This window comes from Pseudomonas sp., from assembly GCF_002796985.1.
In the GTDB taxonomy this organism is placed as follows: domain Bacteria; phylum Pseudomonadota; class Gammaproteobacteria; order Pseudomonadales; family Pseudomonadaceae; genus Pseudomonas.
In genome coordinates this window covers 53,842-80,140 of the sequence record NZ_PEKX01000003.1, presented here as the reverse complement: position 1 = coordinate 80,140, position 26,299 = coordinate 53,842, and the positions used below count along the sequence as shown (strand labels likewise).

The following is a 26,299-nucleotide window of genomic DNA, read 5'->3' as shown; positions in this document are numbered from 1 at the left end:
GGCATGAGCGCTCACGAATACCGGCTGATCGCCCGGTCGCGCAGCGTCGAAGAGCTGGTCGGCGACGACCGCGTCGATGTTTCGCTGTACAACGACCCGCAGCTGTTCGAAGCGGAGATGGACAAGATCTTCTACCGCACCTGGGTGTGGGTCGCCCACGAAAGCGAAGTGCGCAACGCCGGCGACTTCAAGACCACCAGCGTCGGTCGCCGCCCGGTGATCGTGGTGCGCGACAAGAAGGGCCATATCAACGTCCTGGAAAACCGCTGCCGCCACCGTGGCGCCACCGTGTGCGAGAAGCACAAGGGCAACGCCACCGGCTTCACCTGCCCGTACCACAGCTGGTCCTACGCGCTGGACGGCAAGCTGCGTGCGCTGCCGTACCCGGACGGCTACGAGGACATCCTCGACAAGTCCGAGCTGCCGCTGACCAGCCTGCGGGTCGAGAGCTACGCCGGCATGGTGTTCGCCACCTACAACGACGAGATCGAGCCGCTGGAAGACTTCCTCGGCGGCGCCAAGCACTGGATGGACCTGTTCATGAAGCAGGGCGCCGGCTACCCGATCAAGACCCAGGGCGAACACAAGTTCACCTTCCGCGGCAACTGGAAGATCCAGCTGGAAAACACCACCGACGGCTACCACTTCCCCATCGTGCACAAGTCGTTCATGTCCTCGGTGGATGAAGAGACCGAAGAGATGCTCTCGTTCATGAGCGACGAGCAGGCGGTCACCCACGCCCTGGGCAACGGCCACAGCGTGATGGTGATGGTCCCCGAGCACGTCGACCTCGACCACGACGACGGCACCGAGCAGCTCCAGGAGCGCTTCGCCCACGTCACCGAGGAACTGTCGAAGACCATGGAGCCTGCGCAGGTACGTCGCATCGTCCGTTCGCTGCATGGCGCCGGCTTCAACCTCAACCTGTTCCCCAACGTGGCGATGTCCATGTCGTTCTTCCGCGTGCTGCGGCCGATCTCCGTCACCGAGACCGAGATTCGCCACGTCGCGCTGGGCATGGACGGCGGCCCGGAAATCGCCAACCGCGAGCGCATGCGCATCCACGAGCACTTCCAGGGCCCGTTCGGCTTCGGCAGCCCGGATGACGCCGAAGCCTGGGACCGCGTGCAGCGTGGCTCCTATGCCGGCGTCGATGCACCGATCCTGGTCAACCGCGGCCTGAACCGCGAAGTGGTCGCCGAGAACGGCGACAAGGTCTCCCACGCCACCGACGAAGGCGGCATGCGCGAGGCGTACCAGATGTGGAAAAGGATGATGAGCCAATGAGCAACGACACCTTGAACGGCTTCTCCGGCCCGCTGGCCAAGGCCATCGAATTCGTCTGGCGCGAAGCCGAACTGCTGGACCGCAAGGACTACGCACAGTGGTCGCAGCTGTGGAGCGAGGACGGCGTCTACGTGGTGCCGATCGACGGCGAGGACGATGACTTCGCCTCGCGCCTGAACTACGTCTTCGACGACGCGCGCATGCGTGCCCTGCGTATCGAACGCCTCACCGGCGGCCATTCGCCCTCGGCGGTGGATGCGGCCAAGACCGTGCGCACCGTCTCGCGCTTCACCCTGGTGGACGCAGCGGGCGACCGGGTCGAGGTGAACTCGGCGCAGGTGCTCTACGCCTACAAGCGCGGCGTGGCGACTCCGTTCATTGCCGACCTGAACCACCGCATCCGCTTCACCGACGGGCAAGCCCGCCTGGAGCGCAAGGTGATCCGCCTGATCAATGCTGAAGACGCGCTCAACGCGCTCGGCTTCCTGCTCTGAGGGCCGCGCCATGCAACGAGTAGCCCTGGTAACCGGCGCCGCACGCGGGCTGGGTGAAGTCATCGCGCGCCGCCTGCACGCCGCCGGCCTGCGCGTGGCGCTGGCCGACCTGAACGAAGAAGCGGTGCAGCGCCTGGCCGACGAGCTTGACCCCGAGGGCCGCACGGCTGTCGGCATTCGTCTCGATGCGCGGGAGAAAGCCGATTTCGAGCGTGCCCGTGACCTGCTCGCCGAGCGTTGGGGCGGCACCGACATCCTGGTGAACAACGCCGGGATGTCGAAAGTGGCCGCGCTCATGGACATCAGCCCGGAGGACTTCGACGCCTCCATGGCGGTGAACCTGCGCGGCACCTTCGTCGCCTGCCAGGTGTTCGGCACGCACTTCGCGGCGCGCGGCTATGGCCGCATCGTCAATATCGCCTCGCTGGCCGGGCAGAACGGCGGCACCGCCACCGGCGGCCACTACGCGGCGGCCAAGGGCGGCGTGGCGACCCTGACCAAGGTGTTCGCCCGCGAACTCTCGGCGCAGGGCGTGACCGTCAACGCCATCTCGCCGGGGCCGCTGGACTTGCCGGTGGTCTACGAGAGCGTGGCGCCGGAGCGTCTGGAACAGATCCTCAAGACCATCCCTGCCGGCCGCCTGGGCGATGCAACCTTCATCGCCGACAGCGTGCTGCTGCTCTGCGCGGAGAACGCCGGGTCGGTAACGGGCGCCTGCTGGGATATCAACGGCGGGTTGTTCATGCGCTGAGGCTTTGGCTGAGTGATCGGCGGATAACGCTGTGCGTTATCCGCCCTACGCTCGGTCCTGGCTTGGGTGATGGGCTTCAAGACCCCCTCACCCTAACCCTCTCCCGAAGGGAGAGGGGACCGTCCGGAGCAGGATGAATCCGCATCGTCAGCCGGCACATTCTGCTCCCTCTCCCTCGGGGAGAGGGCTGGGGTGAGGGCAGTGCCCTTGCTCCGAAACCAATCAATCGGAGAGAGGAAATCTCTCTCCAGAGCAACATCGACAACCCGTCCACTCGTGAAAAAGAGGCCGGAAAGGGGCCACAGAGCCCGCACTCAACGCCTTGCAGGTACCGCCATGATGAAGGTCAGAATCGAAAGGATCGTCGAGGAAGCGCAGGACATCCGTTCCTTGCGCCTCGTACGGTGTGATGGCCAGCCGTTCGACGCCTACGAGCCGGGCGCCCACGTCGACGTCACCGGCCCCACCGGGGTGACGCGCCAGTATTCGCTGTGCAGCCCGCCGGACGACCGCGCGGCCTACCTGGTGGCAATCAAGAAGGAAGGCGCTTCCCGTGGCGGCTCCAGTGCGCTGCACGAAGTGCGCGAAGGCATGGAGCTGGACATCGGCGCGCCGCGCAATCTGTTCCGCCTGGCGCCGGAAGCCCGCGAGCACGTGCTGTTCGCCGCCGGCATCGGCGTCACGCCGCTGCTGAGCATGGCCTACCGCCTGAATGCCAGGGGCGAGTCCTATCGCCTGCATTACTTCGCCCGCTCCGCCGAGCACGCAGCCTTCGTCAAGCTGCTGGCCAGCAAGGCCTTCGCCGGCAAGGTGGAGCTGCACTACGGCGTCGAGCCCGCCGACCTCGATCGCGTGCTGGGCGAGTGCCTGGAGCGGGCTCCGCAGCAGGCTCATGTCTACACCTGCGGCCCGGCGCCATTCATGAACAAGGTGGTGGAAATCGCCGCGCGCAGCCGTCCGGAAGACGCCATCCACCTGGAACACTTCCAGGCCGACCCGGCCGCCAACGCGGCGCCGGCCGGCTCCTTCGAAGTGGAACTGGCCAGCTCCGGCGTGGTGCTTCACGTACCGGCGGACTCGACGCTGGTGGACGTGCTCCAGGCCCACGGCTGCGACATCGACACCGAGTGCCGCGAGGGCATCTGCGGCACCTGCATCGTCGAAGTGCTGGACGGCGAGCCGGAGCACCGCGACAACTGCCTGTCGAACAAGGAGAAGGCCGCCAACAAGCAGATCTGCGCCTGCGTTTCGCGAGCCAGATCGGCGCGGTTGGTGCTGGACCTGTAAGCCAGACGGATCTTCGTAGGAGCGAGCTTGCTCGCGAACAGCGTTTCCTGCCGCACCAGCGTCAAGCGGGTTCGCGAGCAAGCTCGCTCCTACAAAAGCAGGTTCGGCGCAAGCGTAAAAGCCCGGCGTGTGCCGGGCCTTTTTTCAGCTGCGGTAAAGCACCGGCCGCCGCAAGTGCACATAGCTGTACCCCTCGCGCGCCAGGGCGATGCGTTGCGGGTCCAGTTCGGCCACCAGCAGTTCCTCGCTGTGCCTGGCCTTGGTCAGCACCTGGCCATCCGGGGCGACGATGCTGCTCAGGCCGCAGTACTCGATCTCGCCCTCGCTGCCCACGTAGTTGGCGTAGGCGAGGAACACCTGGTTCTCGTAGGCGCGGGTCGGCACCAGGACCTGGGCGACGAATTCGTAGGGGCGCATGTTGGCGGTGGGCACCAGCACCACATCCGCGCCGGCCAGGGCCAGGGTTCGCACGGCCTCGGGGAATTCCACGTCGAAGCAGATCAGCAGGCCGACCTTCCAGCCGTCCAGCTCGAAGATCGCCGGTGGCTCGTCGGAGGCGCTGAACTGGCTGCGGTCCAGCTCGCCGTAGAGGTGGGTCTTGCGGTAGTTGGCGCGGCGCTCGCCCTGGCGGTCGATCAGTTGCACGCTGTTGAAGATGGCGCCGCCGGCGTCGCGCTCGGGGTAGCCGTAGAGGATGCCGAGCTTGTGCTCGCGGGCAATCTCGGCGATGCGCAGGGCGGACGGGCCGTCGCAGCTTTCCGCCAGCTCGGCGACGCGCTGGGCGCCGATGTTGTAGCCGGACAGGTACATCTCCGGCAGCACCAGCAGGTCCGCACCATTCTGCACCGCCTGCTGGGCGGCCTGCTCCAGGCGGTGCAGGTTGCCGGCGACGTCTTCGGGGCCGGGTGGGCACTGGTAGAGGGCGAGGTACATGGGGTTCTCCTTCGAAACGCGCAAGGCCGGGATCAGGCAGTTTGCACCCGATCCCGGCCCCACGCGAGCCACACGTCAGCGAGTGGTGGGAATCAGTCCGGCAGTTCCATCGGGCCGAGTTCGGCGAAGCGGTCGCCGGGGCCGGGGTTCTGCGGATGGGTGGCGCCACCGAAGTGCTTCATGATGCCCCACACGGCGTTCAGCGAGGTCTGCACCGCGCCTTCCACCCAGGCCGGGGTCCAGGATACATCGTCGCCGGCGATGAAGATGCCGCGCTGCTCGGCGGGCAGGTCGTCCTGCATGAAGTGCGCGTACATGCGCTGGTTGTAGCGGTAGTGGCCCGGCAGCGCGCCCTTGAAGGCGCCGAGGAAGTGCGGGTCGGCCTCCCAGGACACGGTGATCGGGTTGCCGATGATGTGGCCGGCGATGTCGACCTTCGGGTAGACCTTCTTGAGCGCGTCCAGGGCCAGCTGCACGCGCTTCTCCACCGGGTGCGGGAGCATCTTCATGGCGTCGCTCATCCAGGAGTAGGACAGGCAGATCACCCCCGGCTTGTCGTCGCCGTTGTCGAACAGGTAGGTGCCGCGGGTGAGGCGGTCGGTGAGGGTCATGCTCATCACGTCGCGGCCGGTCTGCGGGTCCTTGTCCTTCCAGAACGGCCGGTCGACCATCACGAAAGTCTTCGACGACTGCATGTAGCGGGTGCGGTCCAGGGCCATCCACATCTTCTGCGAGAACAGCGCTTCCTCGCACTCGATCTGAGTGGTCAGCAGCCAGGTCTGGCAGGTCGCCAGGACGGCCGCGTAGTGGCGGGTGTCCCCCCAGTAGTCGGTGACGGCGAAGGTGCCATCGGCGGCGCGGGCGATCTTCTTCACGCCCGGACGCGGCGCGCCGTTGTGCAGGGTGGCCAGGGAAGTGCCGGCCGGCCAGTGCGCGCAGTTTTCCGGCACGTGGCTCCAGATGCCGCGCGGCACCTGCTCGACGCCGCCCACGACCAGATGCTGGTGATCGTCGCAGTTGGTCATCACCACGCGGAAGATTTCCAGCATGGAGTTGGGGAAGTCCGAGTCCCAGCCACCGGTGCCGAAACCGACCTGGCCGAAGATTTCGCGGTGGCGGTAGGACAGGCGCGAGAAGGCCTTGGAGGTGGCGACGAAGTCGTAGAAGGTGCGGTCGTCCCACTTGGGCACCAGCTCGTCCCACAGGGCCTTGAGCTTGACCGTGTCGCGCTCGCGCAGCGCGTCCTGGACTTCGGAGAAGCGCGCGCCGTCTTCCAGCGCTTCGGCCCAGGCCAGGGCGACTTCGCGGAAGATTTCCGGCAGGTCGGCCATCTTCTCGGCGTAGTGGCTGGTGCCTTCCAGGTCGACCACGGTGCTGCCCGAGGCGGGGGTCAGCGGGTTGGGGAAGGGTTTGGTTTCCAGGCCGAGCTTGTCGACGTAGTGGTAGAAGGCGGTGCTGGAGACCGGGAAACGCATGCCGCCCAGCTCGGCGATGATACCGTCGGCGCCCTCGAAGGTTTCCGAACGCAGCCGGCCGCCCATCTTCGACGCCTCGTAGACCACCGGCTTGAGGCCCATCTTCATCAGCTCGTAGGCCGCCACCAGGCCGGAAATGCCTGCGCCGACGATGGCCACTTCCTGGCCGTGCCGGTCGGCAGGAATGCTGCCCAGGCCGGCGGGGTGCTCGATCCAGTCGTCGAAGGCGAAGGGGAAGTCCGGGCCGAAGATGGTCACCGGTTTCTTGCCGGGGGTGTGGGGGTGGCGGTTCTTGTGCATGGAAGGCTCCCTTCAATCTTGTTCGACTTATGCGGCTCGCCGGCTTGTATCAACCAGCTTGGCAAGGCTTTGTGCGGCCCGCTGAGGCCAGTCGATGGATGGCGCGCGGGCAAAGAAATGGCGAGCTGTGAGGGCTCGCCGTGGCGTCCACTATTGCAAAGGCCGTCGTTGAAATGAACCTGACAATCTGCAAGATTGGCGAGAGCTTTCAGGCAGATTGACCAATATAATGAGCAATATGACGAAAAACGCCGACGCGGCCTTGCTGAACCTGCTGCGCGCCAACGCCCGCGAGTCGATCTCCGAGCTGGCGCGCAAGCTCGGAGTGTCGCGCTCCACGGTGCAGAGCCGTATTGAAAGGCTGGAGCAGCAGGGCATCATCAGCGGCTATTCGATCAAGGTGTCGGACAGCTACGCACAATCGCTGGTGCGCGCCCACGTGCTGGTGACGGCGCTGCCCAAGCTGTCGCATCAGGTGGTGCAGGCGCTGGAGAAGATCGCCGAGGTGAAGACGCTGCATTCGGTGAGCGGCAACTTCGACATGATTGTGATCGTCGAGGCGCTGTCGATCCGCGACCTGGACGCAGTGCTGGACCGAATAGGCGCGCTGGACGGGGTGGAGCGGACGATGTCGTCGATCATCCTGTCGACGCGCATTGATCGGTGAGGGTGGGTTTACTTGCGGAATTCTGTACCGGGGCTGCCCCTCACCCCAGCCCTCTCCCGGAGGGAGAGGGGGCAGATCGTGCCGGCGAACGCCTTTGTTTCATCCTGCGCCGAACGGTCCCCTCTCCCGCTTGCGGGAGAGGGTTAGGGTGAGGGGCATTTGATCCTGGGGAACAATCAGCCCAGGTCTTCTTCCAGCGCCAGCAGCTCTTCCACACGCTGGCGGCGGCGGATCAGCTTCGCTTCGGCGCCTTCGAGCAATACCTCGGCGATCAGCGGGCGGCTGTTGTAGTTCGACGACATGGACGCGCCATAGGCGCCGGTGTCTTCGATCAGCAGCAGGTCGCCGACCTGGGCGCGCGGCAGGGCGCGGGGGATGACCACGCCGCCGTCGCCCTGGGTGAACACGTCACCGGACTCGCACAGCGGGCCGGCCACCACGGTGTCGATCGCCTCGCGGCGGGCCACGTCGCCAGCCAGCACGCGGATGCCGTGGTAGCTGCCGTACATGGACGGGCGCATCAGTTCGTTGAAGCCGGCGTCCACCAGCACGAAGTGGTTGCGGCCGGCGTCCTTGGTGGCGCGCACTTCGCTGAGCAGGCAGCCGGACTGGGCGACCAGGTAGCGGCCCGGTTCGATTTCCAGGTGCAGCTTGTGGCCGACCACGGCTTCGGCGGCCTTGCGCGCCTTGTCCCACAGCTGGAAGTAATGCGCGGTGTCCACTTCCGGGTCGCCGGCGCGGTAGGGGATGGACAGGCCGCCGCCGGCGGAGATGCCGGACAGGTCGTGGCCGGCGTCCTTCACCTGCTGCACCAGGCCGAGCATGGCTTCGCCGACCTGGGCCAGGTGGCCGTAGTCGACGCCCGAACCGATGTGCATGTGCAGGCCGACCAGGCGCAGGCCGCGCTCGCGGATCACGTCCAGCGCGGCGCGCAGGTCGCTGTGCCAGATGCCGTGCTTGGAGTGCTCGCCGCCGGTGTTGGTCTTGTTGCTGTGGCCGTGGCCGAAACCGGGGTTGATGCGCAGCCACACCGGGTGGCCGGGGGCGACTTCGCCCAGTTGGCGGAGCATGTCGATGGAGCCGGCGTTCACCGGGATGCCGTGCTCGACCACGGTTTCCAGGGTGGTGCGGTCCAGCAGGTCGGCGGTGAAGACGATCTCGGATTCATCCTCGCGGCACGAATAGCCGGCGGCCAGGGCGCGCAGCAGTTCGCCCTGGGAGACCGCATCGACCTTCACGCCCTGTTCGCGCATCAGGCGCAGGATGTGCAGGTTGGAGCAGGCCTTCTGGGCGAAGCGGATGATGTCGAAGCTCTTCAGGCGCTCGATCTGGCCGCGGATGGTGGCTGCGTCGTAGATCCACAGCGGGGTGCCGAATTGCAGGGCGAGCTGTTCGGCGCGGGGCAGGGCGAGGAAAGTCATGAATGGGCTCCAAAGGTAGATGGCGCTAGTCTACCGGCCCTTTGCATGTCTGAATAATGCCGCTTGTTATCTGATCAATTCAATTTTGATATAGGGTGCAGCCCACGCCGGCATCGCGCAGGCGCTGCACCAGTACCCCAGCCTCTGCCTGAAGTGCCGCCACGAAGCGCTCGCGCAGCGGTGTAGCGGGGCGGTACAGCGGTTTCGCCACGCTGACCTGGAACGGCAGCGAGAAGGCCAGCGGGCGCAGCTGAATGCCCTGGCCCTGGAACATCAGCGCGGTGATCGGGTTGACCACGGCCAGGCCCAATCCGGCGCGGACCATGCTGCACACCGAGACGGCGCTGTGGGTTTCCACCTGCATCTGCCGCTGCACGCCGGCGCCGAGGAACACGGCGTCGATCAGGTGCCGGTAGCGGTCGCTGGTGGCCAGGCTGACGAAGGGCAGGCCGGCGAAGTCCGCCGCCTCCAGGCGCTCGCGGGCCAGCAGCGGATGGCCGTCCGGGAGGATGCACACCTCGTCCACCGCCAGCAGCGGCTGCAGCTCAGTGCCGCGCGGGGCGTCGTCGTTCTCGATCAGGCCGATGTCATGGTGCTGGGCGCTCAGCGCCTCTTCCAGATGCGGCGACTCCAGCGCCGCCACCTCCAGGCTGATGGCCGGGTTTTCCCGGCTGAAGCGCTTGCAGGCTTCCGGCAGAAGCGCCTGGGACAGCGCCGGCAGGCAGCCGATGGAGAACTTGCCCTCGGCGAACTGCCCCAGGCTGTCGGCGAAGGCGACGATACGGTCCAGCCCGGTGAAGGAACGCTCCACCTCCTCGAACAGCATCAGCGCCCGCGCCGTCGGTGCCAGCCGCCCGCGCTCGCGCAGGAACAGCTCGAAGCCGACCAGTTGCTCCAGTCTTGCCAGCTCGCGGCTGACGGTGGGCTGACTGGTATGCAGGAACGCCGCCGCGCGGGTGACGCTGCCGGTGGTCATGACCGCGCGGAAGACTTCGATGTGGCGGAGGGTGATCATGCTCGGGGCCGGAAAGAGGAATGGCGGCAGCGTAAGGCGTCCGCGCGGTCTTTCGCAAATCGGCCGGGGTTGTTTCGTGTCGAGCCGTACCTGTTCTCGCTGTCGGTGGGGGAGTTGGTCATCTATCTGCCGGGAGGATGAGCGCTCTTGGTCGGAGGGGTGGAGCGCAGCGATACCCATGCGGTTGGTGCGGGGAGTTGATGGGTATCGCTGCGCTCCACGCCATCCTACGAAGCTGCATTCCTGCGGGGTTCGTTTTGCTGTCGGTGGTTTACCTGCTGGGAGGATGAGGGGTATGCGCCATGCCTGACGGCTCCTACCGGTTCAGGTTTGCACCGCGCGCCTTTCGTAGGAGCGAGCTTGCTCGCGAACCGCTTGGCCCTGCAAAGAGCGTGTCAATGGAAGTCCCGACTCCGCACATCCAGCCCGTCCAGTAGCTCACTCAAGTCCATCAGCCGCCCGGCGATCACATGGCGAACGCCGTCCTTGGCTTCCAGGGTGCCGTCCACCTGCATCAGGCGGGCGCTGAGGAAGGGGCGGCGCTGCTGTTCGGCCAAGTCGCGCCAGACGATCACGTTGATCATGCCGAACTCGTCTTCCAGGGTGACGAAGGTGACGCCGCTGGCCGTACCGGGGCGCTGGCGGCCGACCACCAGGCCGGCGACGCGCACCGGGCGGTCGGCTTCCAGGGTGGACAGTTCTTTTGAGCTGCGGCAGCGGCGGGCCTTGAGGGCGCCGCGCAGCAGGGTCATGGGGTGCGGGCCGAGGGTGGTGCCGAGGGTCGCGTAGTCGGTAAGCAGGTCTTCGCCGCGGCTGGGCAGCGGCAGGCTGATTGGCGCTTCCTCGGTGGCCTGGCCGGCGAACAGCGGCAGCTGCGGTTCGACCCCGGCAATTGCCCAGCGCGCCTTGTGCCGGTGGCCGGCAAGGCCGCGCAGGGCGCCGGCGTCGGCCAGCTGTTCGCGGGCGCGGCCGTCCAGATGCGCGCGCAGGCAGAGGTCGGCGACATCGGCGAAGGGGCGTTGCTCGCGCGCCTGGGCCACGGCATTGGCCACGTCCTCGCGCAGCCCGCGCACCATGCGCAGGCCGAGGCGGATCGCCGGCTGGCGTTCGGCGATGGGTTCCAGGGTGCAGTCCCAGTGGCTGTGGCGCACGTCCACCGGGCGAATCTCCAGGCCATGGCGGCGGGCGTCCTGCAGCAACTGGTCGGGGCTGTAGAAGCCCATGGGCCAGCTGTTGATCAGCGCGCAGGTGAAAGCCGCCGGTTCGTGGCATTTCAGCCAGCAACTGGCGTAGGTGAGCAGGGCGAAGCTGGCGGCGTGGGACTCGGGGAAGCCGTAGCTGCCGAACCCCTTGATCTGCTCGAAGATGCGGGCGATGTATTCCTGTTCGTAGCCCTTGGCGCTCATGCGCTCGAACAACCGCTCGCGGTGCGGCTCCAGTCCGCCATGGCGTTTCCAGGCAGCCATGGAGCGGCGCAGGTGGTCGGCCTCGCCGGGGGTGTATTCGGCGGCGATGATCGCCAGTTGCATCACCTGTTCCTGGAACAGCGGCACGCCGAGGGTGCGCTCGAACACCGGCTTGAGTTCCTCGGAGGGGTAGTCGACCGGCTCCTCCTTGTTCCGCCGTCGCAGGTACGGATGGACCATGTCGCCCTGGATCGGGCCGGGGCGGACGATGGCCACTTCGATCACCAGGTCGTAGAAGGTTCTGGGCTTGAGCCGCGGCAACATGGCCATCTGCGCGCGGGACTCGATCTGGAACACGCCCACGGTGTCGGCGCGGCTGATCATTTCGTAGGTCTTCGTGCATTCCTGCGGCAGCGTGGCGAGAGTCCACTGCTGGCCGCGATAGCCGGCGATCAGGTTGAAGCAGCGGCGCAGGGCGCTGAGCATGCCGAGGGCGAGCACGTCGACCTTGAGCAGGCCGACGGCGTCGAGGTCGTCCTTGTCCCACTGGATCAGGGTGCGCTCGGGCATCGCCGCGTTTTCCACCGGTACCAGGGTTTCCAGCGGCTGCTGGGAGATGACGAAGCCGCCGGGGTGCTGCGACAGGTGCCGGGGGAAGCCGACCAGTTGCCCGGTCAGGGCCAGCACGCGGCGCAGGATCGGGCTCTCGGGGTCGAAGCCGGCCTCTTTCAGACGCTCGGGCGGCGGTGCTTCGCGGCTCCAGGCCCCACAGCAGTCCGCCAGCGCGCCAACCTGGTCCGGCGGCAGGCCCAGCGCCTTGGCTACGTCGCGCACCGCGCCGGCGCCGCGGTAGGTGCTGGCCACGGCGGTGAGCGCGGCGCGGCTGCGGCCGTAGCGCTGGAACACGTACTGGATGACTTCCTCGCGGCGGTCGTGCTCGAAGTCGACGTCGATGTCTGGCGGCTCGTTGCGCTCGCGGGAGATGAAGCGCTCGAACAGCAGATGGACGTGCTCGCGGGTCGGGTCCAGTTCGGTGATGCCGAGGGCGAAGCAGACCACCGAGTTGGCCGCCGAGCCGCGCCCCTGGCAGAGGATGCTCTGGCGGCGGGCGAAGGCGACGATGTCGTGGACGGTGAGGAAGTAGCTGTCGTAGCCCAGCTCGGCGATCAACTCCAGCTCGTATTCCACCTGCGCGCGTGCTTTCTCGCTCTCGCCGTCTGGCCAGCGACGCCGGATACCTTCCTCGGTCTTCTCGCGCAGCCAGGTGGTGGGCGTATGGCCTTCGGGTACCAGTTCGCGCGGGTACTGATACTTCAGATCGCCCAGGTCGAAGGTGCAACGCCCTGCGATCTTCAGCGTCTCCGCCAGCAGCTCGGCCGGGTAGATCGACGCCAGCGCCTCCCACGGCCGCAGATGGCGTTCGCCATTGGGATAGAGGTGCTGGCCGGCTTCGTGCACCGGCAGGTGCTGGCGGATGGCGGTCATGCAGTCCTGCAGGGCGCGGCGGCCACGGGCGTGCATGTGCACGTCGCCGCAGGCCACGGCGGGAATCTCCAGGCGCGCCGCCTGTTCGCGCAGGCGACGCAGCTTGCCGGTATCGTCCGGGCCCTTGTGCAGTTCAACGCCGAGCCACAGGCGCTCGGGGAAGTGCTCGCGCAGCCAGAGGCCGTCGTCGTCCCGATCATCCCTTGGCAGCCAGATCGCCAGCAGGTGCTCCAGGTTGCCGTCGAAGTCCGCGCGCACCAGGCGGTAACTGCCTTTTTCGGCCCGGCGCCGAGCATGGGTGAGCAGGCGACAGAGGTTCTCGTAGCCGGTCAGGTTCTCCGCCAGCAGCACCAGTTTCGGGCCTTGCTCGATGCTCAGTTCGCTGCCGGTGATCAGCGGGATTTCCTTCTCCTTCGCCGCCTGCCAGGCGCGGACGATACCGGCCAGGCTGCATTCGTCGGTGATCGCCAGCGCCCGGTAGCCGAGCTTCTTCGCTCGCTCGAACAGCTCGGCGGCGCTGGAGGCGCCGCGCTGGAAGCTGAAGTTGGACAGGCAGTGCAGCTCGGCATAGCCGATGCCTTCGACCGGCGCGCTCATGCGAACCAGCCGTGCAGCAGCAGGGGGCCGTCGTCGCCCACCGGGCGGAACACCCAGGCGTGCTGGCCGCTGCGGGTGCGCACCTGGTAATAGTCGCGGCGGATGTCCTCGCCGTCCCACCAGCCGGATTCGATGCGCTCGGGGCCGGCCAGCAGGGCCGGGGCGAATTCGCGCAGCGGCTGGGGTTCCGCCAGCAGCCAGCCGGGGCGCGGGACATCGACGATGGGCAACAGCGATGTGGAGCTGCCTTGCCAGGCGCGCTCGGGGCGATGGTCGGCGCGGCCTCCGAGGCTGTGCACGGCATCGTCGCCCAGTCGCGCGCGCAGGCGTTCGCGCAGCTGCTCCCAGGGCAGCGATTGCTGCGGGCGGTCGTCGAACAGCTCGCGGTGCTGCGGCACGAAGGGCGGCAGGTCGTCGGCCAGCAGCCGCACGCTGTGCACCGGGGCGCGCAGTTGCAGTTGCTCCAGGCGGCCACGGGTCAGCTCGAAGAGCATCGCCGCCTCGCGCTCGGCGCTGAGCAGGCCGACCGGCATCTGCGTGTCGCAGCCTTCGTGGTGCTCCAGATGCAGGACGAAACGCTGCACGCCGCTGTCGCGCCCGGCGAGGAAGGCGGCGAGGTCGGCGGTCAGGCGGCGCAGCGGGAACAGCAGCGCCTGGGTGGATTCCACGTCGAAGTTCAGCTCGATGCGCGACTCGAAGCAGTCCGGCGGCCGGTAGAACTCCAGGGCCAGCGGGCGTTGTCCGAGCAGCGTATCGACCTGCCGCAGCACCTGCGGCGGGAAGCGCCGGGCCAGGCTCTCGCGCGGCAGGGCAAGCAGTTGCTGCAGGCTGCGCAGGCCCATGCGGCCCAGGGAGGTGGCGGCGTCGCGCTCCAGCCCCAGGCGCTCCAGCGGCATCCTGCCCAGGTACTGGCGCAGCTGGTCGTTGTCGTGGATCGCCAGGCCGTCGTGGCCGTTGGCGAGGATGCGCGCGGCGGCCGGGTTGGGCGCGGCGGTGATGCGGTGACGAAAGCCCAGCCCGCTCAACTCCTCGCGCAGGCGCGCCTCGAAGCGCGGCCAGGGGCCGAACAATTGCAGGCTGGACTGCACCTCCAGCAGCAGCGCGCGCGGGTAGTGCTGGCTGACCTGCGAGCTGAAGCCGTAGGCCCAGGCGGCCAGCAGGTTCTGCCAGCGGTCGACTTCGCGCAGGTCGTACTCGGCGGTGGCGAAGTCACGGCTCAAGGCCTGTGCGGCAGTGAGCGACTGACCGGGCTTGAGCCCCAGCGCCCGCGCGGCCGGGTTCACCGCCTGCAATAGGCGGCGCTGGGTCGGCCCGGCGAGCAGCGCCAGGGCGGTGTCCGGCTCGGGACGGCCGCGCAGCACGCCGTCCATTGCCAGTTGCGGCAGGAGAATGCAGGCCCAGAGCATGACGGCCTCAGTGCCAGGGCAGCGGGATGGGCCGCGCCGGCGCCAGGCCGCCGCGGCACTTGAGCACGCGCAGTTGCGCCGGGTTGGCGTCCAGCGCCAGGCGCAACGCGGCGGGCGAGGGGTTGAGCGCTTCGCGCTGCGGGCGGTAGGCGATGGCCAGGGTCTGCCCGGTTTCGGCGGCGACCTGCAGGCGGCGCAGGGCACGGTCGTTGGCCTGCTGCGGCCAGCACAGCACGGCGCCGCAGCTGCCCGAGCGCAGGCACTGCTCGGCGGCCCAGAGCGCATCGCGACCGGTCGCCTGGACGATGGCGAGCTGCTCCAGCGCGACGCCGGCGGCCTGCCAGGCAGCCGGGTAGGGCACATGGGGCGGGGCGACCAGCACGATGCGTTCGCCCGCCGCACTGAGCCGCGCCAGGGTCGGCCAGACCAGTTGCAGCTCGCCGGTGCCCTCGGCGGCCAGGAGAATTTCGCTGAGCGCCGCTTCCGGCCAGCCGCCGCTGGGCAGGGCCGCGTCCAGCGCCGCATGGCCGGTGGGCTGCAGGCTGGGTGGCAGGCTCTGGGGCTGGCCCTTCCAGACCTGGCGCTGGTGGAACAGGGTGTCGAGCGCGACCACGCTGCCCATCACGGCCTCCCGGACGGCGAACGGCGACGGTCATGCGCCCGGCAGGCTGGCCGGGGGAGGGAGATGAGAGGGTGGGACATGGAATGGCTCGGATAAAACTGTATGGATATACAGCTTATCCGATGGTGTGGCGCCGTCAATGGCGGTTGGTCTGACGGTGATTCAGACGCGCCAGGGTCTGTGCCATGCGGTTCGCGAGCAAGCTCGCTCCTACGAAAAGCAGCGCTGCGGGTGGCCGGGCTGTAGGAGCGAGCTTGCTCGCGAACGCCCAACGCTGGGCTCACCGTTGGATCATCAACGTAGGATGGGTATCGCTACGCTCCACGCCATCCTGCGAAGTGTTCCTTCGGGCGCTTCCGAGTAAGGCCACGCCGCTTCAATCGAACGCCGGAATCGCCTCCAGCTCATGCAGCAGCCAGTCGGCGAACTCCCGCGCCAGGGCCTGGTTGCCGTGCGGCGGGATGATCAGGAAGTAGGGGTGGGGCGCCGGGAAGTCGATGTCGAACAGGCGCACCAACCGCCCCTGGTGCAGCTCCTCGCCGGCCAGGATGTGGTCGCTGATGGTCACGCCGCCGCCGGCCAGGGCCGCGCGGATGGTCAGGTAGGCATCGGGCAGGAAGACGTTCTGCCGCGCCTGCAGGCCGGGCACTCCAGCGGCGAGGAAGTAGCGGCTCCAGTCGAAGCCGTCGTCTTCGTGCAGCAGCACCTGGCGCGCCAGGTCGCGGGGTTTGCGCAGGTGTTCCTGGGTGTTGAGCAGGCGCGGGCTGCACACCGGGAAGTAGCGGATGTCGCCCAGCGCAGCGAAGCGCTGGCCCTCGATGTGCGTCTCGCCGAAGGAAATCACCATGTCCACCTGGCCCAGGTCGCTGCTTATCGGCAGCAGGTGCAGGGCGACTTCCTGGTAGTTGCGCAGGAATTTCTCCAGCAGTGATGACACCCGCGCCAGTAGAGCCGGGGCGCAGGCGATGCGCAGCTCGCCGGCGGGCTCCTCGGTGGGCAGGGCGCGGCGAATGTCGCGCAACTGGTCGAAGGCGCTGCTGATCTGCTGGCTCAGCTGGCGCCCGGCCGGGGTCAGCTTGACGCCCTTGCCCTGGCGCTCCACCAGCGCCATGCCCAGTTCTTCCTCGAGCTTCTTCACCTGGTGGCTGACCGCCCCGTGGGTGACGTGCAGCTCCAGCGCCGCGCGGCTGATGCTGCCCTGGCGGACCAGCGCCTCGAAAGCGCGCAGGGCAATGAGCGAGGGCATGCGAAACGCACTGTTCTGACGCATGAAGGACCTTCTTTCGTGAATTTGACTAACGATTCAGGCAGAAATCTATTGAATTGTCGTTAGTTAAATTTGCACAGAAGATGAGCCCAAGCCAATACCGATCAACAAGAAAAAACGGCTGGAGATCCGCCATGCAGCATTTCGTCGACTTGCTCGGCCTGGGCAAGCGCTACGGCAACCTGCAGGTCCTGAGCGACCTTAGCCTGAGCATCCGCCAGGGCGAATTCCTCACGCTCCTGGGTCCATCGGGCTCGGGTAAAAGCACCACGCTGATGATGCTCGCCGGCTTCGTCGAGCCCAGCGAAGGGCGCATCGAGCAGGACGGCCGCGACATCACCCACCTGTCGCCGGACCAGCGTGAATTCGGCGTGGTGTTCCAGGGCTACGCGCTGTTCCCGCACATGAGCGTGGCGCAGAACGTTGCCTACCCGCTGCGCATCCGCAAGGTGCCGGGCGCGGAGATCGAGCGCCGGGTTGCGGAGGTGCTGGAGCGCGTCGGCCTCGCCGGCATGGGCGAGCGCGGCATCAACCAGCTCTCCGGCGGCCAGCAGCAGCGCGTGGCGCTGGCCCGCGCGCTGGTGTTCAAGCCCAAGCTGCTGTTGCTCGACGAGCCGCTGTCCGCCCTCGACCGCCGCCTGCGCCAGGAAATGCAGGGCGAGCTGGCGCGCATGCACAAGGACTTCGGCACCACCTTCGTCTTCGTGACTCACGACCAGGAAGAAGCGCTGGCGCTGTCCGACCGCATCGCCGTGTTCAACAAGGGCCGCCTGGAGCAGGTCGGCACCCCGCGCGAGGTCTACGAACGCCCGGCCAGCCGCTTCGTTGCCAACTTCCTCGGCGACACCAACCTGCTGGAAGTCGGTGTGGTCGGTCGCGAGACTGAAACCACGCTCTGTGATTTCCGTGGCCAACCTCTGCGCGTGGCGCAAACGCCCGCTGCCGGGCAGGGCGCCAAGAGCTGGCTGGCGGTGCGCCCGGAGCACATCGACCTGCGCCCGCTGCAGGACGCCGGCCGCGACAACGGCCTCTGCGGCACCGTCGGCAGCGCCACCTACCAGGGCGCCCACGTCAATCTCGAACTGACCCTGGAACAGGGCGAGCGCCTCGACCTGCGCCTGCCGGTATCGCACCCGCTGCTGGGCAGCCTGCGCAGCGGCCAGCGCTATTGGTGCAGCTGGTCGCCGCAGCACTGCCACCTGTTGTCCGCCTGACAAACCCATAACGAAAACAAACGATCGGGGAGCAATCACATGAGCGACTCTATAAAAGCAGCCCAAGGCTTCATCGAAGACGCCATCGAGATCGCCGCCCAGAAGGGCGAGCGCGCCGGCATCAGCCGCCGCGATTTCAACCGCAGCCTGCTGCTGCTCGCCGCCGCCAGTGCGCTGCCTTTCGGCGCCGGGGGCCGGGCCTTCGCCGCGGGCGGCAACCTAGTGCTGGCCAACTGGGGTGGCGATGCGGTGCCAGCCTTCGAAAAGAGTTTCGGCGGCTTCGACCAGGCTTCCGGCCTGGCCCTGAAAGTCGACGGCAGCGGCCCCACCGAAGGCGCGCTGAAGACCCAGGTAAGCAGCGGCGCGGTGCGCTGGGACGTGTGCGACGGCGAGATGTACTCGTCCTACCGGCTGGGCAAGGACAAGTTCCTCACCCCCATCGACTTCGGCATCGTCGACAAATCGCTGATCGGCTACGGCGACGTGCATGACTTCGGCCTCGCCAACTACACCTACAGCTACGTGATCGGCTACGACCACGAGCAGTTCGGCAAGAACCCGCCCAAGTCCTGGGCCGACTTCTGGGACGTGAAGAAGTACCCGGGCAAGCGCACCCTCTACAAGTGGATGAGCGCCAACCTCGAATGCGCGCTGCTGGCCGACGGCGTGCCGCCGGAACAGCTCTACCCGCTGGACGTCGACCGCGCCCTGCGCAAGATCGAGGAGTTGCTGCCGCACATCGCCACCCACTGGTCCACCGGCGCCGAGTCGCAGCAGTTGATCCGCGACGGCGAGGTGAGCATGGCGCAGATGTGGCACACCCGCGCCGAGCTGGTGAAGAACGACACCGCCGGCAAGATCGACTGGAGCTTCGACGGCGGCGTCGTCTCGCCCTCGGTGTGGATGGTGCCCAAGGGCAACCCGGCCGGCGCCAAGGCGGCCATGGAGTTCATCGCCTACGCGCTGCGTCCCGAGGTGCAGGCCAAGCTCATGGAGGTCTACAACATGGGCCCGGTGAACCTTGCGGCCAACGACCTGCTCAGCGCCCAGCTGCAGGCGATCAACCCCACCGCGCCGGACAACCTGAAGAAGCAGGTGTCGCTGAACAACAAGTGGCACGCCGAACACTACGGTGAAACCCTGGAGCGCTACCTCGCGCTGATCGGTGGCTGAGATGCGACGTTTCGCACCGGGCGTGCTGCCGGTCTACGGCCTGCTGATCCTGCCCCTGCCTGTGCTCGTCGTGGTCGGCTACCTGCTGCCGACCCTCGGCGTGCTCGGCTGGAGCTTCAGCCTGCCGGAGTGGGGCACGCAGAACTACGCGGCCATCGCCGACAATGCCAACCTGCAGGCGGTGATCTGGCGCACCTTGCGCATCTGCCTGCTGACCACCGCGATCAGCGTCGCCATCGCCTACCTGATTGCCTACCGCTGGCGTTTCGCGACGCCACGTGGCCGGCAGCTGATCGAGCTGTTCGTGCTGCTGCCGCTCTGGCTGTCGATGCTGATCCGCGCCTTCGCCTGGCTGGTGCTGCTGCGCAACGGTGGGCTGGTCAGCCAGGGGCTGATGGCCACCGGCTGGTTCGACGCGCCGCCGCCGCTGGTGCGCAACGAGCTGGGCGCGCTGATCGGCATGGTGCACTTCATGGTGCCGTACGCGGTGCTGCCGCTGCTGTCCTCGCTGAAACAGGTGGACGACAGCCTGCTGCGTGCCTCCAGCAGCCTGGGCGCCCGGCACTGGCAGACGCTGAAGGACATCTTCATCCCGCTGACCCTGCCGGGCGTGGTCGCCGCGTGCGCCATCGTCTTCGTCTTCAGCCTCGGCTGCTTCGTCACCCCGGCGCTGCTGGGTGGTGGCAAGGCGGCGATGCTCGCCGAGTACATCTACGTGCAGATGTTCCAGCTTTCCAACTGGGGCCTGGGCGCGGCGCTGAGCATCGTGCTGATGCTGCTGGTGGTGGGCTGTGCGCTGCTGTTCGGACAACTGATCGGCTTCCGCCGCCTGCTCGGGAGGAATGAGCTGTGACTCCGCAGGGAACCTATCTCTCCGCCATGCCCAAGGGCGCGAAAAAACCGCAACTGCCACGCCCGCCGCTGGGGCGCTGGCTGTCCTGGGCCGCGCTGGTGCTGTCCGCGCTGTTCCTGCTGCTGCCGATCCTGGTGATCGTGCCGCTGTCGTTCGGCAACCAGCGCTACCTGGCCTTCCCCGATGGCGGCTGGTCGCTGCGCCACTACGCGACGCTGTTCGACGGCGCGTGGCTGCTGTCGATCCTGCAGAGCCTGGGCCTGGCGCTGGTGGTCGGTGCGCTGTCCACCGCGCTGGCCTTCCTGTTCGCCACCGGCATCTGGCTGCAACGGCGCTTCCGCACCGTGCTGACGCTGATCGTACTGCTGCCGATGATCGTCCCGCAGGTGGTTTCGGCGATGTCGATCTACTACCTCGACGCGCGCCTGGGCATTCTCGACAGCCTGCTGGGCGTTGGCTTCGGCCATCTGCTGATGGCGCTGCCGTACTCGGTGATCGCCCTGCTGGTGGCCTACGCGCGGCTCGACCAGAGCCTGTACAAGGCCTCGCGCTCGCTCGGCGCCGGGCTCTGGCCGACGCTCTGGCACGTGCTGTTGCCCAACGTGCGCGGCGGCCTCCTCGGCGGCTTCTTCATGGGCTTCGTGATGAGCTGGGAAGAAGTGGTGGTGACCCTGTTCACCAGCGGCCTGAACGTGGTGACGCTGCCCAAGCGCATCTGGGACGGCCTGCGCTACAACCTCGACCCGGCGATCGCCGCCGTGTCCACCCTGATGATCGTCCTCACCCTGGCGGTGATGCTGCTGCGCATATACCTGGAGCGCCGACAGCCGCCTTCCTGACTCACCCCGATTTACATCCGGTCGCCACGTTGGCGACCAATCGAACTGCCTGTCGCTTGCACCTTGTCCCTGAGGAGGGAATCCCCATGCTTACCGCTTTCCCCGCGCGCACCTACCGTCAACGCGTCGAAGCCGTCAAACGGCGCATGGCCGATCGTGGCCTGGATGCCCTGGTGGTCAACTACCCGGACAACATCAACTACCTGACCGGCTTCGACAGCCTCGGCTTCCTCTGGTACCAGGCGCTGATCATCTCGCCAAAGCTGGCCGAGCCGGTGTTCCTCACCCGCACCAGCGAGGAGCCCTGCACGTGGGAGCTGTCGTGCATCAACGAGGCGATCTTCTATGACATCGCCAAGCAGGACCCGCTGAAACTGGTCGCCGACGTGCTCGCCCAGGCCGGCCTGTCCCAGGCGCGCATCGGCCTGGAAATGACCGCCTCGACCTTCTCCCCGGCGCAGTACAACGCCTTGCTGGGCTATATGCCCGAAGCGCGCTTCGAGGACGCCGGCCCGCTGGTCGCCGAGAACCGCCTGATCAAGACCGCCGAAGAAATCGAGTACCAGCGCAGCGCCGCGCGCATGGCCGACCAGGGCATGCTGGCCGCCTTCGAGGCACTGCGTCCGGGCATCTCCGAAGTGGAAGTGGCCGGCATCGTCGCCAACGCTTTGGGCCGCGCCGGCAGCGAGTACTCGGCGATCAGCCCGATGTGCGCCACCGGCCGCCGCAGCACCATGACCCACGCCATGCCGCACCGCCAGACCATCAGCCACGGCGACGTGGTGATCCTCGAACACGCCGGCGTGTGCAACCGCTACCACGCGATCCTCATGCGCACCGCGGTGATCGGCAAACCCAGCCCGCGCGTGAAGGAAGTGGCGACCCTGCTCACCGAGGCCTTCAACGCCGCCATCGACATCGCCAAGCCCGGCACCCCGGTGGGTGAGGCCAACCGTGTGTGCAACCAGATCCTCGACCGCATCGACCTCTCGCGCACCCGCGTGCACCGCATCGGCTACAGCCTGGGCCTGGCCTACCCGCCGACCTGGCTGGAAGCGATGATGGTGGACGAGGCCGATGACCACGTATTCCAGCCGAACATGTCGTTCTCCATCGAGCCGAACCTGTCCTTGTACAACGAAGGCTTCGGCATCAAGCTCGGCGACACCGTGCTGTGCGGCGAGAAGGGCTCGGCGAGCCTGTCGGAGATACCGCCGGAACTGACGATCATCGACTGATGGAGGATCGCTCCCGGCGCCACTTCGCTGGCCGGCCGGGGGCGAATCCGTGTTGCGTGTCTGCGCCTGCGGGCGCAGTGATGGAATCCGAGGGTTTCTGATGAGTCACACGATGGATGTTTTCTGGCACGACGACGTGCTGCGCCACGACACCGCCGCCGGCGTGTTCGAGGCGCCGCCCAGCGACCTGCTGGCCGAACAACTGCTGCACCCGGAGAGCAATCCCCGGCTGCTCAACATGCGCGCCATCCTCCAGCGCGGGCCGGTCGCCGGCTCGCTGCGCTGGCACCAGGGCCGCCATGCCAGCGAAGAGGAATTGCTGCGCTTCCACGATGCCGACTACCTGCGCGGCATCTTCGAAGCGGACGCCCAGGGCAAGCGCTTCAGCAGCACCACCCTGATGTCCGCCGGCAGCCTCGCCGGCCTGCTGGCCGCCGCCGGCACCAGCCTGGCAGCGCTGGAAAGCGTGCTGGCGACCGGCAACCCGGCCATGGCCCTGGTGCGCCCACCGGGCCACCACGCCGCCCCGGCCATGGCCGACGGCTACTGCTTCTTCAACAATGTCGGGGTTGCCGCGCGGGCAGCGCAGGCGGCGGGGCTGGAACGCGTGGCCATCGTCGACTGGGACGTGCACCACGGCAACGGCACGCAGGAAGGTTTCTACGATGACCCTTCGGTGTTCACCGTGTCCCTGCACATGGACCACGGCGCCTGGGGCCCGAGCCACCCGCAGAGCGGTGCGGCGGACGAGCGCGGCTACGGCGCGGGGCTGGGCAGCAACCTCAACCTGCCGCTGCCCATGGGCTCGGGCGACCAGCTCTACGAGAGGGTCTTCAGCCGCTTCGTCGAGCCGGCGCTGCGGGCGTTCAAGCCGGACCTGCTGATCATCGCCAACGGCCTGGACGCCTCGCAGTTCGACCCCAACGGCCGCCAGTTGGTGACCATGCAAGGCTTCAACCGCCTGGCCCGCCGCGCCCGCGCGCTGGCCGACGAACTCTGCCAGGGGCGACTGCTGGTGGTGCAGGAGGGCGGCTACAACCCGGCCTACAGCGCGTACTGCCTGCATGCGGCGACGGAAGGTTTCCTCGGCGGTGCGTCCACGCTGCCCGATCCGCTGGCCTACATGCCGGAGCCGGCGGCGCGGGTGGAAGCCGACCTTGCTGCGCTGGAGACGCGCCTGGCTACGGCGGGATGGAAGTTCGCTTGAGTTGATCCCGGCGTGGTTCATCCGCGCCGGGATCACCGCCTTTGTAGGGCGCATAACGCGCCAGCGTTATCCGCGGCGGAAGGTCCGGCGCATAACCTGTTCCAGGTTATGCGCCCTACGCAGGGGGCAGGGCTAGCGTAGGAGCGGACTCTGTCCGCGATCGATTTGCCGCCGCTCCGGCAGACCACGAAGCACGGCGAGCCCATCGCGGACGGAGTCCGCTCCTACGCGCGCTGAGATGTCGGCAGCCCGCCTTAGCGATGGTTGCGATAGCGCTCGGTCAGGGACTGCACGCGGGCGACGTAGGTTTGCGTCTCGGTGTAGGGCGGTATTCCGTTGTACTTGTCGACGGTCATTTCACCGGCGTTGTAGCTGGCCAGCGCCAGCCTCTGATTACCGTTGAAGCGCTTGAGCAGCCAGGCCAGGTAGCGCACGCCGCCACGGATGTTCTGCCGCGCATCGAAGGCATTGCTGACGTTGAAGCGCTCGGCGGTGTCGGGCATCAACTGCATCAACCCCTGGGCGCCGGCGATGGAAATGGCGTTGGGCTGGAACGCCGATTCGGCATGAATCACCGCGCGGACCAACGCCTGGTCGACGCCGTAGCGAGTCGAGGCAGACTCGATCTCCCGCCGATAGGAGCGGGTGTCCAGGCGCAGCGTGGCGACGTTGAAGTCCTTCGGCGCCATGCACAGGTAGCAGCCCTTGATGTAATACACGTCGATCACATCGACCCGTGCGGAGATCCCGACCGGGCGGCGGCTCACATACTGGCGAACGCCCTTGTGGACGAAGCTGTACACCCGAACCCGCCCTGCGCCCGGCTCGTCCCCGCGCCCGGATGCTGGTGCGGCCTTCGGCCTGGCGCCGGTAGTCGCGCCTGTCTTGCCGTTCTGACCCACTTTGCCGCTTTGAGGAGTGCAGCGCGCGCCGGCAACGGCGTGGCTGGTGTGGCTGACGGTGCCGTCGCGGGCCTGGCACCTGAACAGTGCGTTGGCGTAAAACGGAGCGACCAGCAGCGCCAGTCCGATGCAGGCAGGAAGGCTCCTGCGAGCCCATCGCCAGGTTCTGGAACTCATCAAACCGCTCCGCGCCGCGGGCGCCGATCAGGTTGGGGAGTACCTGATCCATGCAAGGGGAAACGCCGACCTGCCGTTTCGTTTCGCTAGTTATAGCCCTTTCAAACGGTCGTGGAACTTTGGGGGACGTACGGCTTGCTGGCGTTTCGGAACGCAGCGCAGGCTGATGCAGCTCGCAGAGGAACCGGATGTTGCGTAGGAGCGGACTCTGTCCGCGATCGATCCACCACCACGCCGATTCGTCTGAGCGTTGGGCGAAGTCAATCGCGGACGGAGTCCGCTCCTACGTAGCCTGCGAGCCCGTCGCTCAACCGAGAATGAAATACACCTTGCGCACCGGCGTGAGGTTTTCCCAGGTGCCCTTGAAGCCCGCCGCCACCACGAACGAATCCCCCGGCCCGAAGGTCTTCGCCACGCCATCGGCGTCGGTCAGGCGCACAGTGCCTTCGAGAATGTGGCACAGCTCGTCGTAGTCGCACTCGCAGCGCTCCAGGTGCACGCCGGCTTCCCAGATACCGGCGATGGCGTTCTTCTCCGGGGCGCTGAAGTGCCGCCAGCTGCGGCTCTGGTAGGGCGCATCGACGATGGCCGGGTCGTTGATCTCGCGCTCCTGCGGGGCGAGTTCGGGGTTGGCGAAGTCGATGACGTGGCGGGGCAGGGTGGGCATGCAGTTCTCCATCAGGAATCGAAACCGACGCCGAAGGCGTCGAAGGTCTTGAGCAGCAAGTCGCGGCGGCCGGTGCGGTCTTCCTTGGCCAGCGAGCGCTGGGCCAGGCGCACGCCGAGGTAGCGCAGCGGCTCGGGCGGGAAGGGGAAGGGCTTTTGCGAGGTCATGCGCAGCTGGGTGCGTTCGGTGCGCTCGCCGCCCAGTTGATCGAGCATGTTCAGCGCGGCGAAACGGCTGGCCGACACGCCCTGGCCGGTGAAGCCCAGCGCATAGGCGACTCGCCCGCCGAGCACACAGCCGGTGAACAGCGTGGTGCGCGCCGAGGTATCGATGATGCCGCCCCAGGCGTGGCTGAACTGCACCGGGCCGAGCTGCGGGAAGGCTTCGCGGAACTGCACTGCCAGGCGCTCGAAGCTTTCCGGGCGCTGGGTCAGGGCTTCATCGCGGCGGCCGCCGAAGTGATAGATGGCGTCGAAGCCGGCCCAGAGGATGCGGTTGTCGGCGGTCTTGCGCAGGTAATGGAACTGGTTGCCGGCATCGGCGATGCCGTAGCGATCGACCCAGCCGATGGCGCGCAGCTGCTCATCGGAAAGCGGCTGGGTGACCAGCGAATAGTCGTACACCGGGATCACGCTGGAATTCAGGTGGCCGAGCAGCGGCGGCGCGATATTGGTCGCCAGGGCGATCTGCCCGGCCTCCAGCTCGCCACGGTCGCAACGCAGCATCAGGCGCTCGCCGCGCTGGTGCATCTCGTGCACCGGGCTGTTCTCGAACACCTCGACGCCCTGTTCCAGGCATACCCGGCGCAGCTCGGCGGCCATCTTCGCCGGGTTGAGCAGCGCGTAATTGGGCTCGAAGACGCCGGCCTGGTAGGCCGGCGAGTCCAGTCGTTGTGCCAGTTCCGCGCCCTCCAGCCACTCGCAGTCGATGTCGAAGCGCTGGTAGTTGCGCTGCATGCTGCGCAGGCCGTCGACCTGCCATGGCTGGGCAGCGACGCTGAGTTTGCCGCGCCGCTCGAATTCGACCTGCATGCCGAAGCGCTTGAGGTCTGCCTCGAATTCATCAAGGTTCTGACGGCCAAGTCGTACCAGGGTTTCAGCTTCTTCCGGCCAGCGGCGCAAGGCATTGCCTACGCCGTGAGAAATACTCGGTGCGCAGAAGCCGCCATTGCGCCCGCTCGCTTCGCCGCCGCAGCGGCGCGCCTCGACCACCGCGATGCTCGCGCCAGGCCAGCGCTGGCGGGCGTGCAGGGCGGTCCAGAGACCGGTGAAGCCGCCGCCGACCACCACCAGGTCGAAGCGGCGATCCGCTTCCAGCGCGGGGGCGGCGGGAGTCGGATCGAGGGTGTCGAGCCAGAAGGGTCTGGGAGTGGCGTGCGCAAGTGGGGCGGATGTCATCGGAAAACTCCGGCAGAATGTCGGAAGAAAAAGCGGTCTTCGGGCCGCGTCCGAGTTTTGTAATCGTTCCGGGGTGCCCAGGCATACGGCTTGCTGCTCTTTGCGGGCACGCCCGGAACAGCAGTCGAGCCGGCTTCAGACTGGCAGGGGAAGATGCATGAGCAAGCAACAGGACTGGAGCGCCACCCTCGACGGCGCGACTTTCCAGCCCGACCCGGC

22 protein-coding genes are annotated in these 26,299 nt (G+C 67.4%); 11 read left to right on the top strand and 11 right to left on the bottom strand.

The features are described 5' to 3' along the window. Window positions 1-3: 3 nt before the first annotated feature. The 4 genes from CTR55_RS02840 to CTR55_RS02825 all read left to right on the top strand — a co-directional run bounded on the left by CTR55_RS02840 (window position 4) and on the right by CTR55_RS02825 (window position 3,819). The gene (locus CTR55_RS02840; protein ID WP_296284032.1) at window positions 4-1,287 is read left to right on the top strand and encodes an aromatic ring-hydroxylating dioxygenase subunit alpha; all 1,284 of its coding nucleotides are present in this window, start codon (window positions 4-6) and stop codon (window positions 1,285-1,287) included. After that, the gene (locus CTR55_RS02835; RefSeq protein ID WP_296284031.1) at window positions 1,284-1,781 is read left to right on the top strand and encodes an aromatic-ring-hydroxylating dioxygenase subunit beta; all 498 of its coding nucleotides are present in this window, start codon (window positions 1,284-1,286) and stop codon (window positions 1,779-1,781) included. The genes CTR55_RS02840 and CTR55_RS02835 overlap by 4 nt, the downstream gene beginning before the upstream one ends. A gap of 10 nt (window positions 1,782-1,791) precedes the next feature. After that, window positions 1,792-2,532 (top strand): SDR family oxidoreductase, encoded by a 741-nt coding sequence (locus CTR55_RS02830; RefSeq protein WP_296284030.1) that lies wholly within the window; start codon window positions 1,792-1,794, stop codon window positions 2,530-2,532. 336 nt (window positions 2,533-2,868) lie between these two features. Then, window positions 2,869-3,819 (top strand): PDR/VanB family oxidoreductase, encoded by a 951-nt coding sequence (locus CTR55_RS02825; RefSeq protein ID WP_296284029.1) that lies wholly within the window; start codon window positions 2,869-2,871, stop codon window positions 3,817-3,819. A 144-nt stretch (window positions 3,820-3,963) separates the two neighbouring features. On the opposite strand, the gene CTR55_RS02820 is transcribed toward CTR55_RS02825, so the two are convergent. After that, window positions 3,964-4,752 (bottom strand): carbon-nitrogen hydrolase family protein, encoded by a 789-nt coding sequence (locus CTR55_RS02820; protein ID WP_296284028.1) that lies wholly within the window; start codon window positions 4,750-4,752, stop codon window positions 3,964-3,966. Between the two features lie 92 nt (window positions 4,753-4,844). After that, window positions 4,845-6,527 (bottom strand): NAD(P)/FAD-dependent oxidoreductase, encoded by a 1,683-nt coding sequence (locus CTR55_RS02815; RefSeq protein WP_296284027.1) that lies wholly within the window; start codon window positions 6,525-6,527, stop codon window positions 4,845-4,847. A gap of 238 nt (window positions 6,528-6,765) precedes the next feature. On the opposite strand from CTR55_RS02815, the gene CTR55_RS02810 reads away from it, so the two are divergent. Beyond that, window positions 6,766-7,194, top strand: a complete 429-nt coding sequence (locus CTR55_RS02810) for an Lrp/AsnC family transcriptional regulator (protein WP_088417584.1) — start codon at window positions 6,766-6,768, stop codon at window positions 7,192-7,194. 176 nt (window positions 7,195-7,370) lie between these two features. Here the strand turns inward: CTR55_RS02810 and lysA are convergent, their stop codons facing one another. From lysA to CTR55_RS02780, 6 genes are all read right to left on the bottom strand, one after another. Further along, complete coding sequence (gene lysA, locus CTR55_RS02805; protein ID WP_296284026.1) at window positions 7,371-8,615, bottom strand: diaminopimelate decarboxylase; 1,245 nt, start codon at window positions 8,613-8,615, stop codon at window positions 7,371-7,373. Window positions 8,616-8,694: 79 nt separating this feature from the next. Beyond that, on the bottom strand, window positions 8,695-9,630 hold the full coding sequence (locus CTR55_RS02800) for a LysR family transcriptional regulator (RefSeq protein WP_296284025.1): 936 nt from the start codon (window positions 9,628-9,630) through the stop codon (window positions 8,695-8,697). Window positions 9,631-10,025: 395 nt separating this feature from the next. Further along, the gene (locus CTR55_RS02795; protein ID WP_296284024.1) at window positions 10,026-13,118 is read right to left on the bottom strand and encodes an error-prone DNA polymerase; all 3,093 of its coding nucleotides are present in this window, start codon (window positions 13,116-13,118) and stop codon (window positions 10,026-10,028) included. Next, complete coding sequence (locus tag CTR55_RS02790) at window positions 13,115-14,524, bottom strand: DNA polymerase Y family protein (RefSeq protein ID WP_296284023.1); 1,410 nt, start codon at window positions 14,522-14,524, stop codon at window positions 13,115-13,117. The genes CTR55_RS02795 and CTR55_RS02790 overlap by 4 nt, the downstream gene beginning before the upstream one ends. Before the next feature lie 7 nt (window positions 14,525-14,531). Beyond that, complete coding sequence (gene imuA, locus CTR55_RS02785; protein WP_296284022.1) at window positions 14,532-15,146, bottom strand: translesion DNA synthesis-associated protein ImuA; 615 nt, start codon at window positions 15,144-15,146, stop codon at window positions 14,532-14,534. 376 nt (window positions 15,147-15,522) lie between these two features. Then, the gene (locus CTR55_RS02780) at window positions 15,523-16,416 is read right to left on the bottom strand and encodes a LysR substrate-binding domain-containing protein (RefSeq protein ID WP_296284021.1); all 894 of its coding nucleotides are present in this window, start codon (window positions 16,414-16,416) and stop codon (window positions 15,523-15,525) included. Window positions 16,417-16,547: 131 nt separating this feature from the next. On the opposite strand from CTR55_RS02780, the gene CTR55_RS02775 reads away from it, so the two are divergent. From CTR55_RS02775 to CTR55_RS02750, 6 genes are all read left to right on the top strand, one after another. Then, window positions 16,548-17,627, top strand: coding sequence for an ABC transporter ATP-binding protein (locus tag CTR55_RS02775; RefSeq protein ID WP_296284020.1), 1,080 nt, complete (start codon window positions 16,548-16,550; stop codon window positions 17,625-17,627). Between the two features lie 39 nt (window positions 17,628-17,666). Beyond that, a complete protein-coding gene (locus CTR55_RS02770; protein ID WP_296284019.1) occupies window positions 17,667-18,800 on the top strand; it encodes an ABC transporter substrate-binding protein in 1,134 nt (377 codons plus the stop codon). A 1-nt stretch (window position 18,801) separates the two neighbouring features. Continuing rightward, a complete protein-coding gene (locus tag CTR55_RS02765; RefSeq protein ID WP_296284018.1) occupies window positions 18,802-19,653 on the top strand; it encodes an ABC transporter permease in 852 nt (283 codons plus the stop codon). After that, window positions 19,650-20,492, top strand: a complete 843-nt coding sequence (locus CTR55_RS02760; protein WP_296284017.1) for an ABC transporter permease — start codon at window positions 19,650-19,652, stop codon at window positions 20,490-20,492. Before CTR55_RS02765 ends, CTR55_RS02760 begins: the two co-directional genes overlap by 4 nt. Before the next feature lie 86 nt (window positions 20,493-20,578). Next, complete coding sequence (locus CTR55_RS02755) at window positions 20,579-21,730, top strand: Xaa-Pro peptidase family protein (RefSeq protein ID WP_296284016.1); 1,152 nt, start codon at window positions 20,579-20,581, stop codon at window positions 21,728-21,730. Window positions 21,731-21,830: 100 nt separating this feature from the next. Continuing rightward, window positions 21,831-22,937, top strand: a complete 1,107-nt coding sequence (locus CTR55_RS02750; protein ID WP_296284015.1) for a hypothetical protein — start codon at window positions 21,831-21,833, stop codon at window positions 22,935-22,937. A 254-nt stretch (window positions 22,938-23,191) separates the two neighbouring features. Here the strand turns inward: CTR55_RS02750 and CTR55_RS02745 are convergent, their stop codons facing one another. The 3 genes from CTR55_RS02745 to CTR55_RS02735 all read right to left on the bottom strand — a co-directional run bounded on the left by CTR55_RS02745 (window position 23,192) and on the right by CTR55_RS02735 (window position 26,080). Then, entirely contained in the window at window positions 23,192-24,016 is an 825-nt protein-coding gene (locus CTR55_RS02745; protein WP_296284014.1) for a lytic transglycosylase domain-containing protein, read from the bottom strand. 307 nt (window positions 24,017-24,323) lie between these two features. Then, on the bottom strand, window positions 24,324-24,683 hold the full coding sequence (locus CTR55_RS02740) for a cupin domain-containing protein (RefSeq protein ID WP_296284013.1): 360 nt from the start codon (window positions 24,681-24,683) through the stop codon (window positions 24,324-24,326). An 11-nt stretch (window positions 24,684-24,694) separates the two neighbouring features. Beyond that, window positions 24,695-26,080 (bottom strand): FAD-dependent oxidoreductase, encoded by a 1,386-nt coding sequence (locus tag CTR55_RS02735; protein ID WP_296284012.1) that lies wholly within the window; start codon window positions 26,078-26,080, stop codon window positions 24,695-24,697. Window positions 26,081-26,299: the final 219 nt, after the last annotated feature.

Coding starts and splice junctions, on each gene's coding strand:
- CTR55_RS02830 (WP_296284030.1), top strand. CDS start 1,792: ATGCAACGAGTAGCCCTGGTAACCGGCGCCGCACGCGGGCTGGGTGAA.
- imuA (WP_296284022.1), bottom strand. CDS start 15,146: ATGGGCAGCGTGGTCGCGCTCGACACCCTGTTCCACCAGCGCCAGGTC.
- CTR55_RS02740 (WP_296284013.1), bottom strand. CDS start 24,683: ATGCCCACCCTGCCCCGCCACGTCATCGACTTCGCCAACCCCGAACTC.
- CTR55_RS02815 (WP_296284027.1), bottom strand. CDS start 6,527: ATGCACAAGAACCGCCACCCCCACACCCCCGGCAAGAAACCGGTGACC.
- CTR55_RS02780 (WP_296284021.1), bottom strand. CDS start 16,416: ATGCGTCAGAACAGTGCGTTTCGCATGCCCTCGCTCATTGCCCTGCGC.
- CTR55_RS02810 (WP_088417584.1), top strand. CDS start 6,766: ATGACGAAAAACGCCGACGCGGCCTTGCTGAACCTGCTGCGCGCCAAC.
- CTR55_RS02825 (WP_296284029.1), top strand. CDS start 2,869: ATGATGAAGGTCAGAATCGAAAGGATCGTCGAGGAAGCGCAGGACATC.
- CTR55_RS02750 (WP_296284015.1), top strand. CDS start 21,831: ATGAGTCACACGATGGATGTTTTCTGGCACGACGACGTGCTGCGCCAC.
- CTR55_RS02840 (WP_296284032.1), top strand. CDS start 4: ATGAGCGCTCACGAATACCGGCTGATCGCCCGGTCGCGCAGCGTCGAA.
- CTR55_RS02745 (WP_296284014.1), bottom strand. CDS start 24,016: ATGAGTTCCAGAACCTGGCGATGGGCTCGCAGGAGCCTTCCTGCCTGC.
- CTR55_RS02835 (WP_296284031.1), top strand. CDS start 1,284: ATGAGCAACGACACCTTGAACGGCTTCTCCGGCCCGCTGGCCAAGGCC.
- CTR55_RS02735 (WP_296284012.1), bottom strand. CDS start 26,080: ATGACATCCGCCCCACTTGCGCACGCCACTCCCAGACCCTTCTGGCTC.
- lysA (WP_296284026.1), bottom strand. CDS start 8,615: ATGACTTTCCTCGCCCTGCCCCGCGCCGAACAGCTCGCCCTGCAATTC.
- CTR55_RS02790 (WP_296284023.1), bottom strand. CDS start 14,524: ATGCTCTGGGCCTGCATTCTCCTGCCGCAACTGGCAATGGACGGCGTG.
- CTR55_RS02755 (WP_296284016.1), top strand. CDS start 20,579: ATGCTTACCGCTTTCCCCGCGCGCACCTACCGTCAACGCGTCGAAGCC.
- CTR55_RS02775 (WP_296284020.1), top strand. CDS start 16,548: ATGCAGCATTTCGTCGACTTGCTCGGCCTGGGCAAGCGCTACGGCAAC.
- CTR55_RS02770 (WP_296284019.1), top strand. CDS start 17,667: ATGAGCGACTCTATAAAAGCAGCCCAAGGCTTCATCGAAGACGCCATC.
- CTR55_RS02765 (WP_296284018.1), top strand. CDS start 18,802: ATGCGACGTTTCGCACCGGGCGTGCTGCCGGTCTACGGCCTGCTGATC.
- CTR55_RS02820 (WP_296284028.1), bottom strand. CDS start 4,752: ATGTACCTCGCCCTCTACCAGTGCCCACCCGGCCCCGAAGACGTCGCC.
- CTR55_RS02800 (WP_296284025.1), bottom strand. CDS start 9,630: ATGATCACCCTCCGCCACATCGAAGTCTTCCGCGCGGTCATGACCACC.
- CTR55_RS02795 (WP_296284024.1), bottom strand. CDS start 13,118: ATGAGCGCGCCGGTCGAAGGCATCGGCTATGCCGAGCTGCACTGCCTG.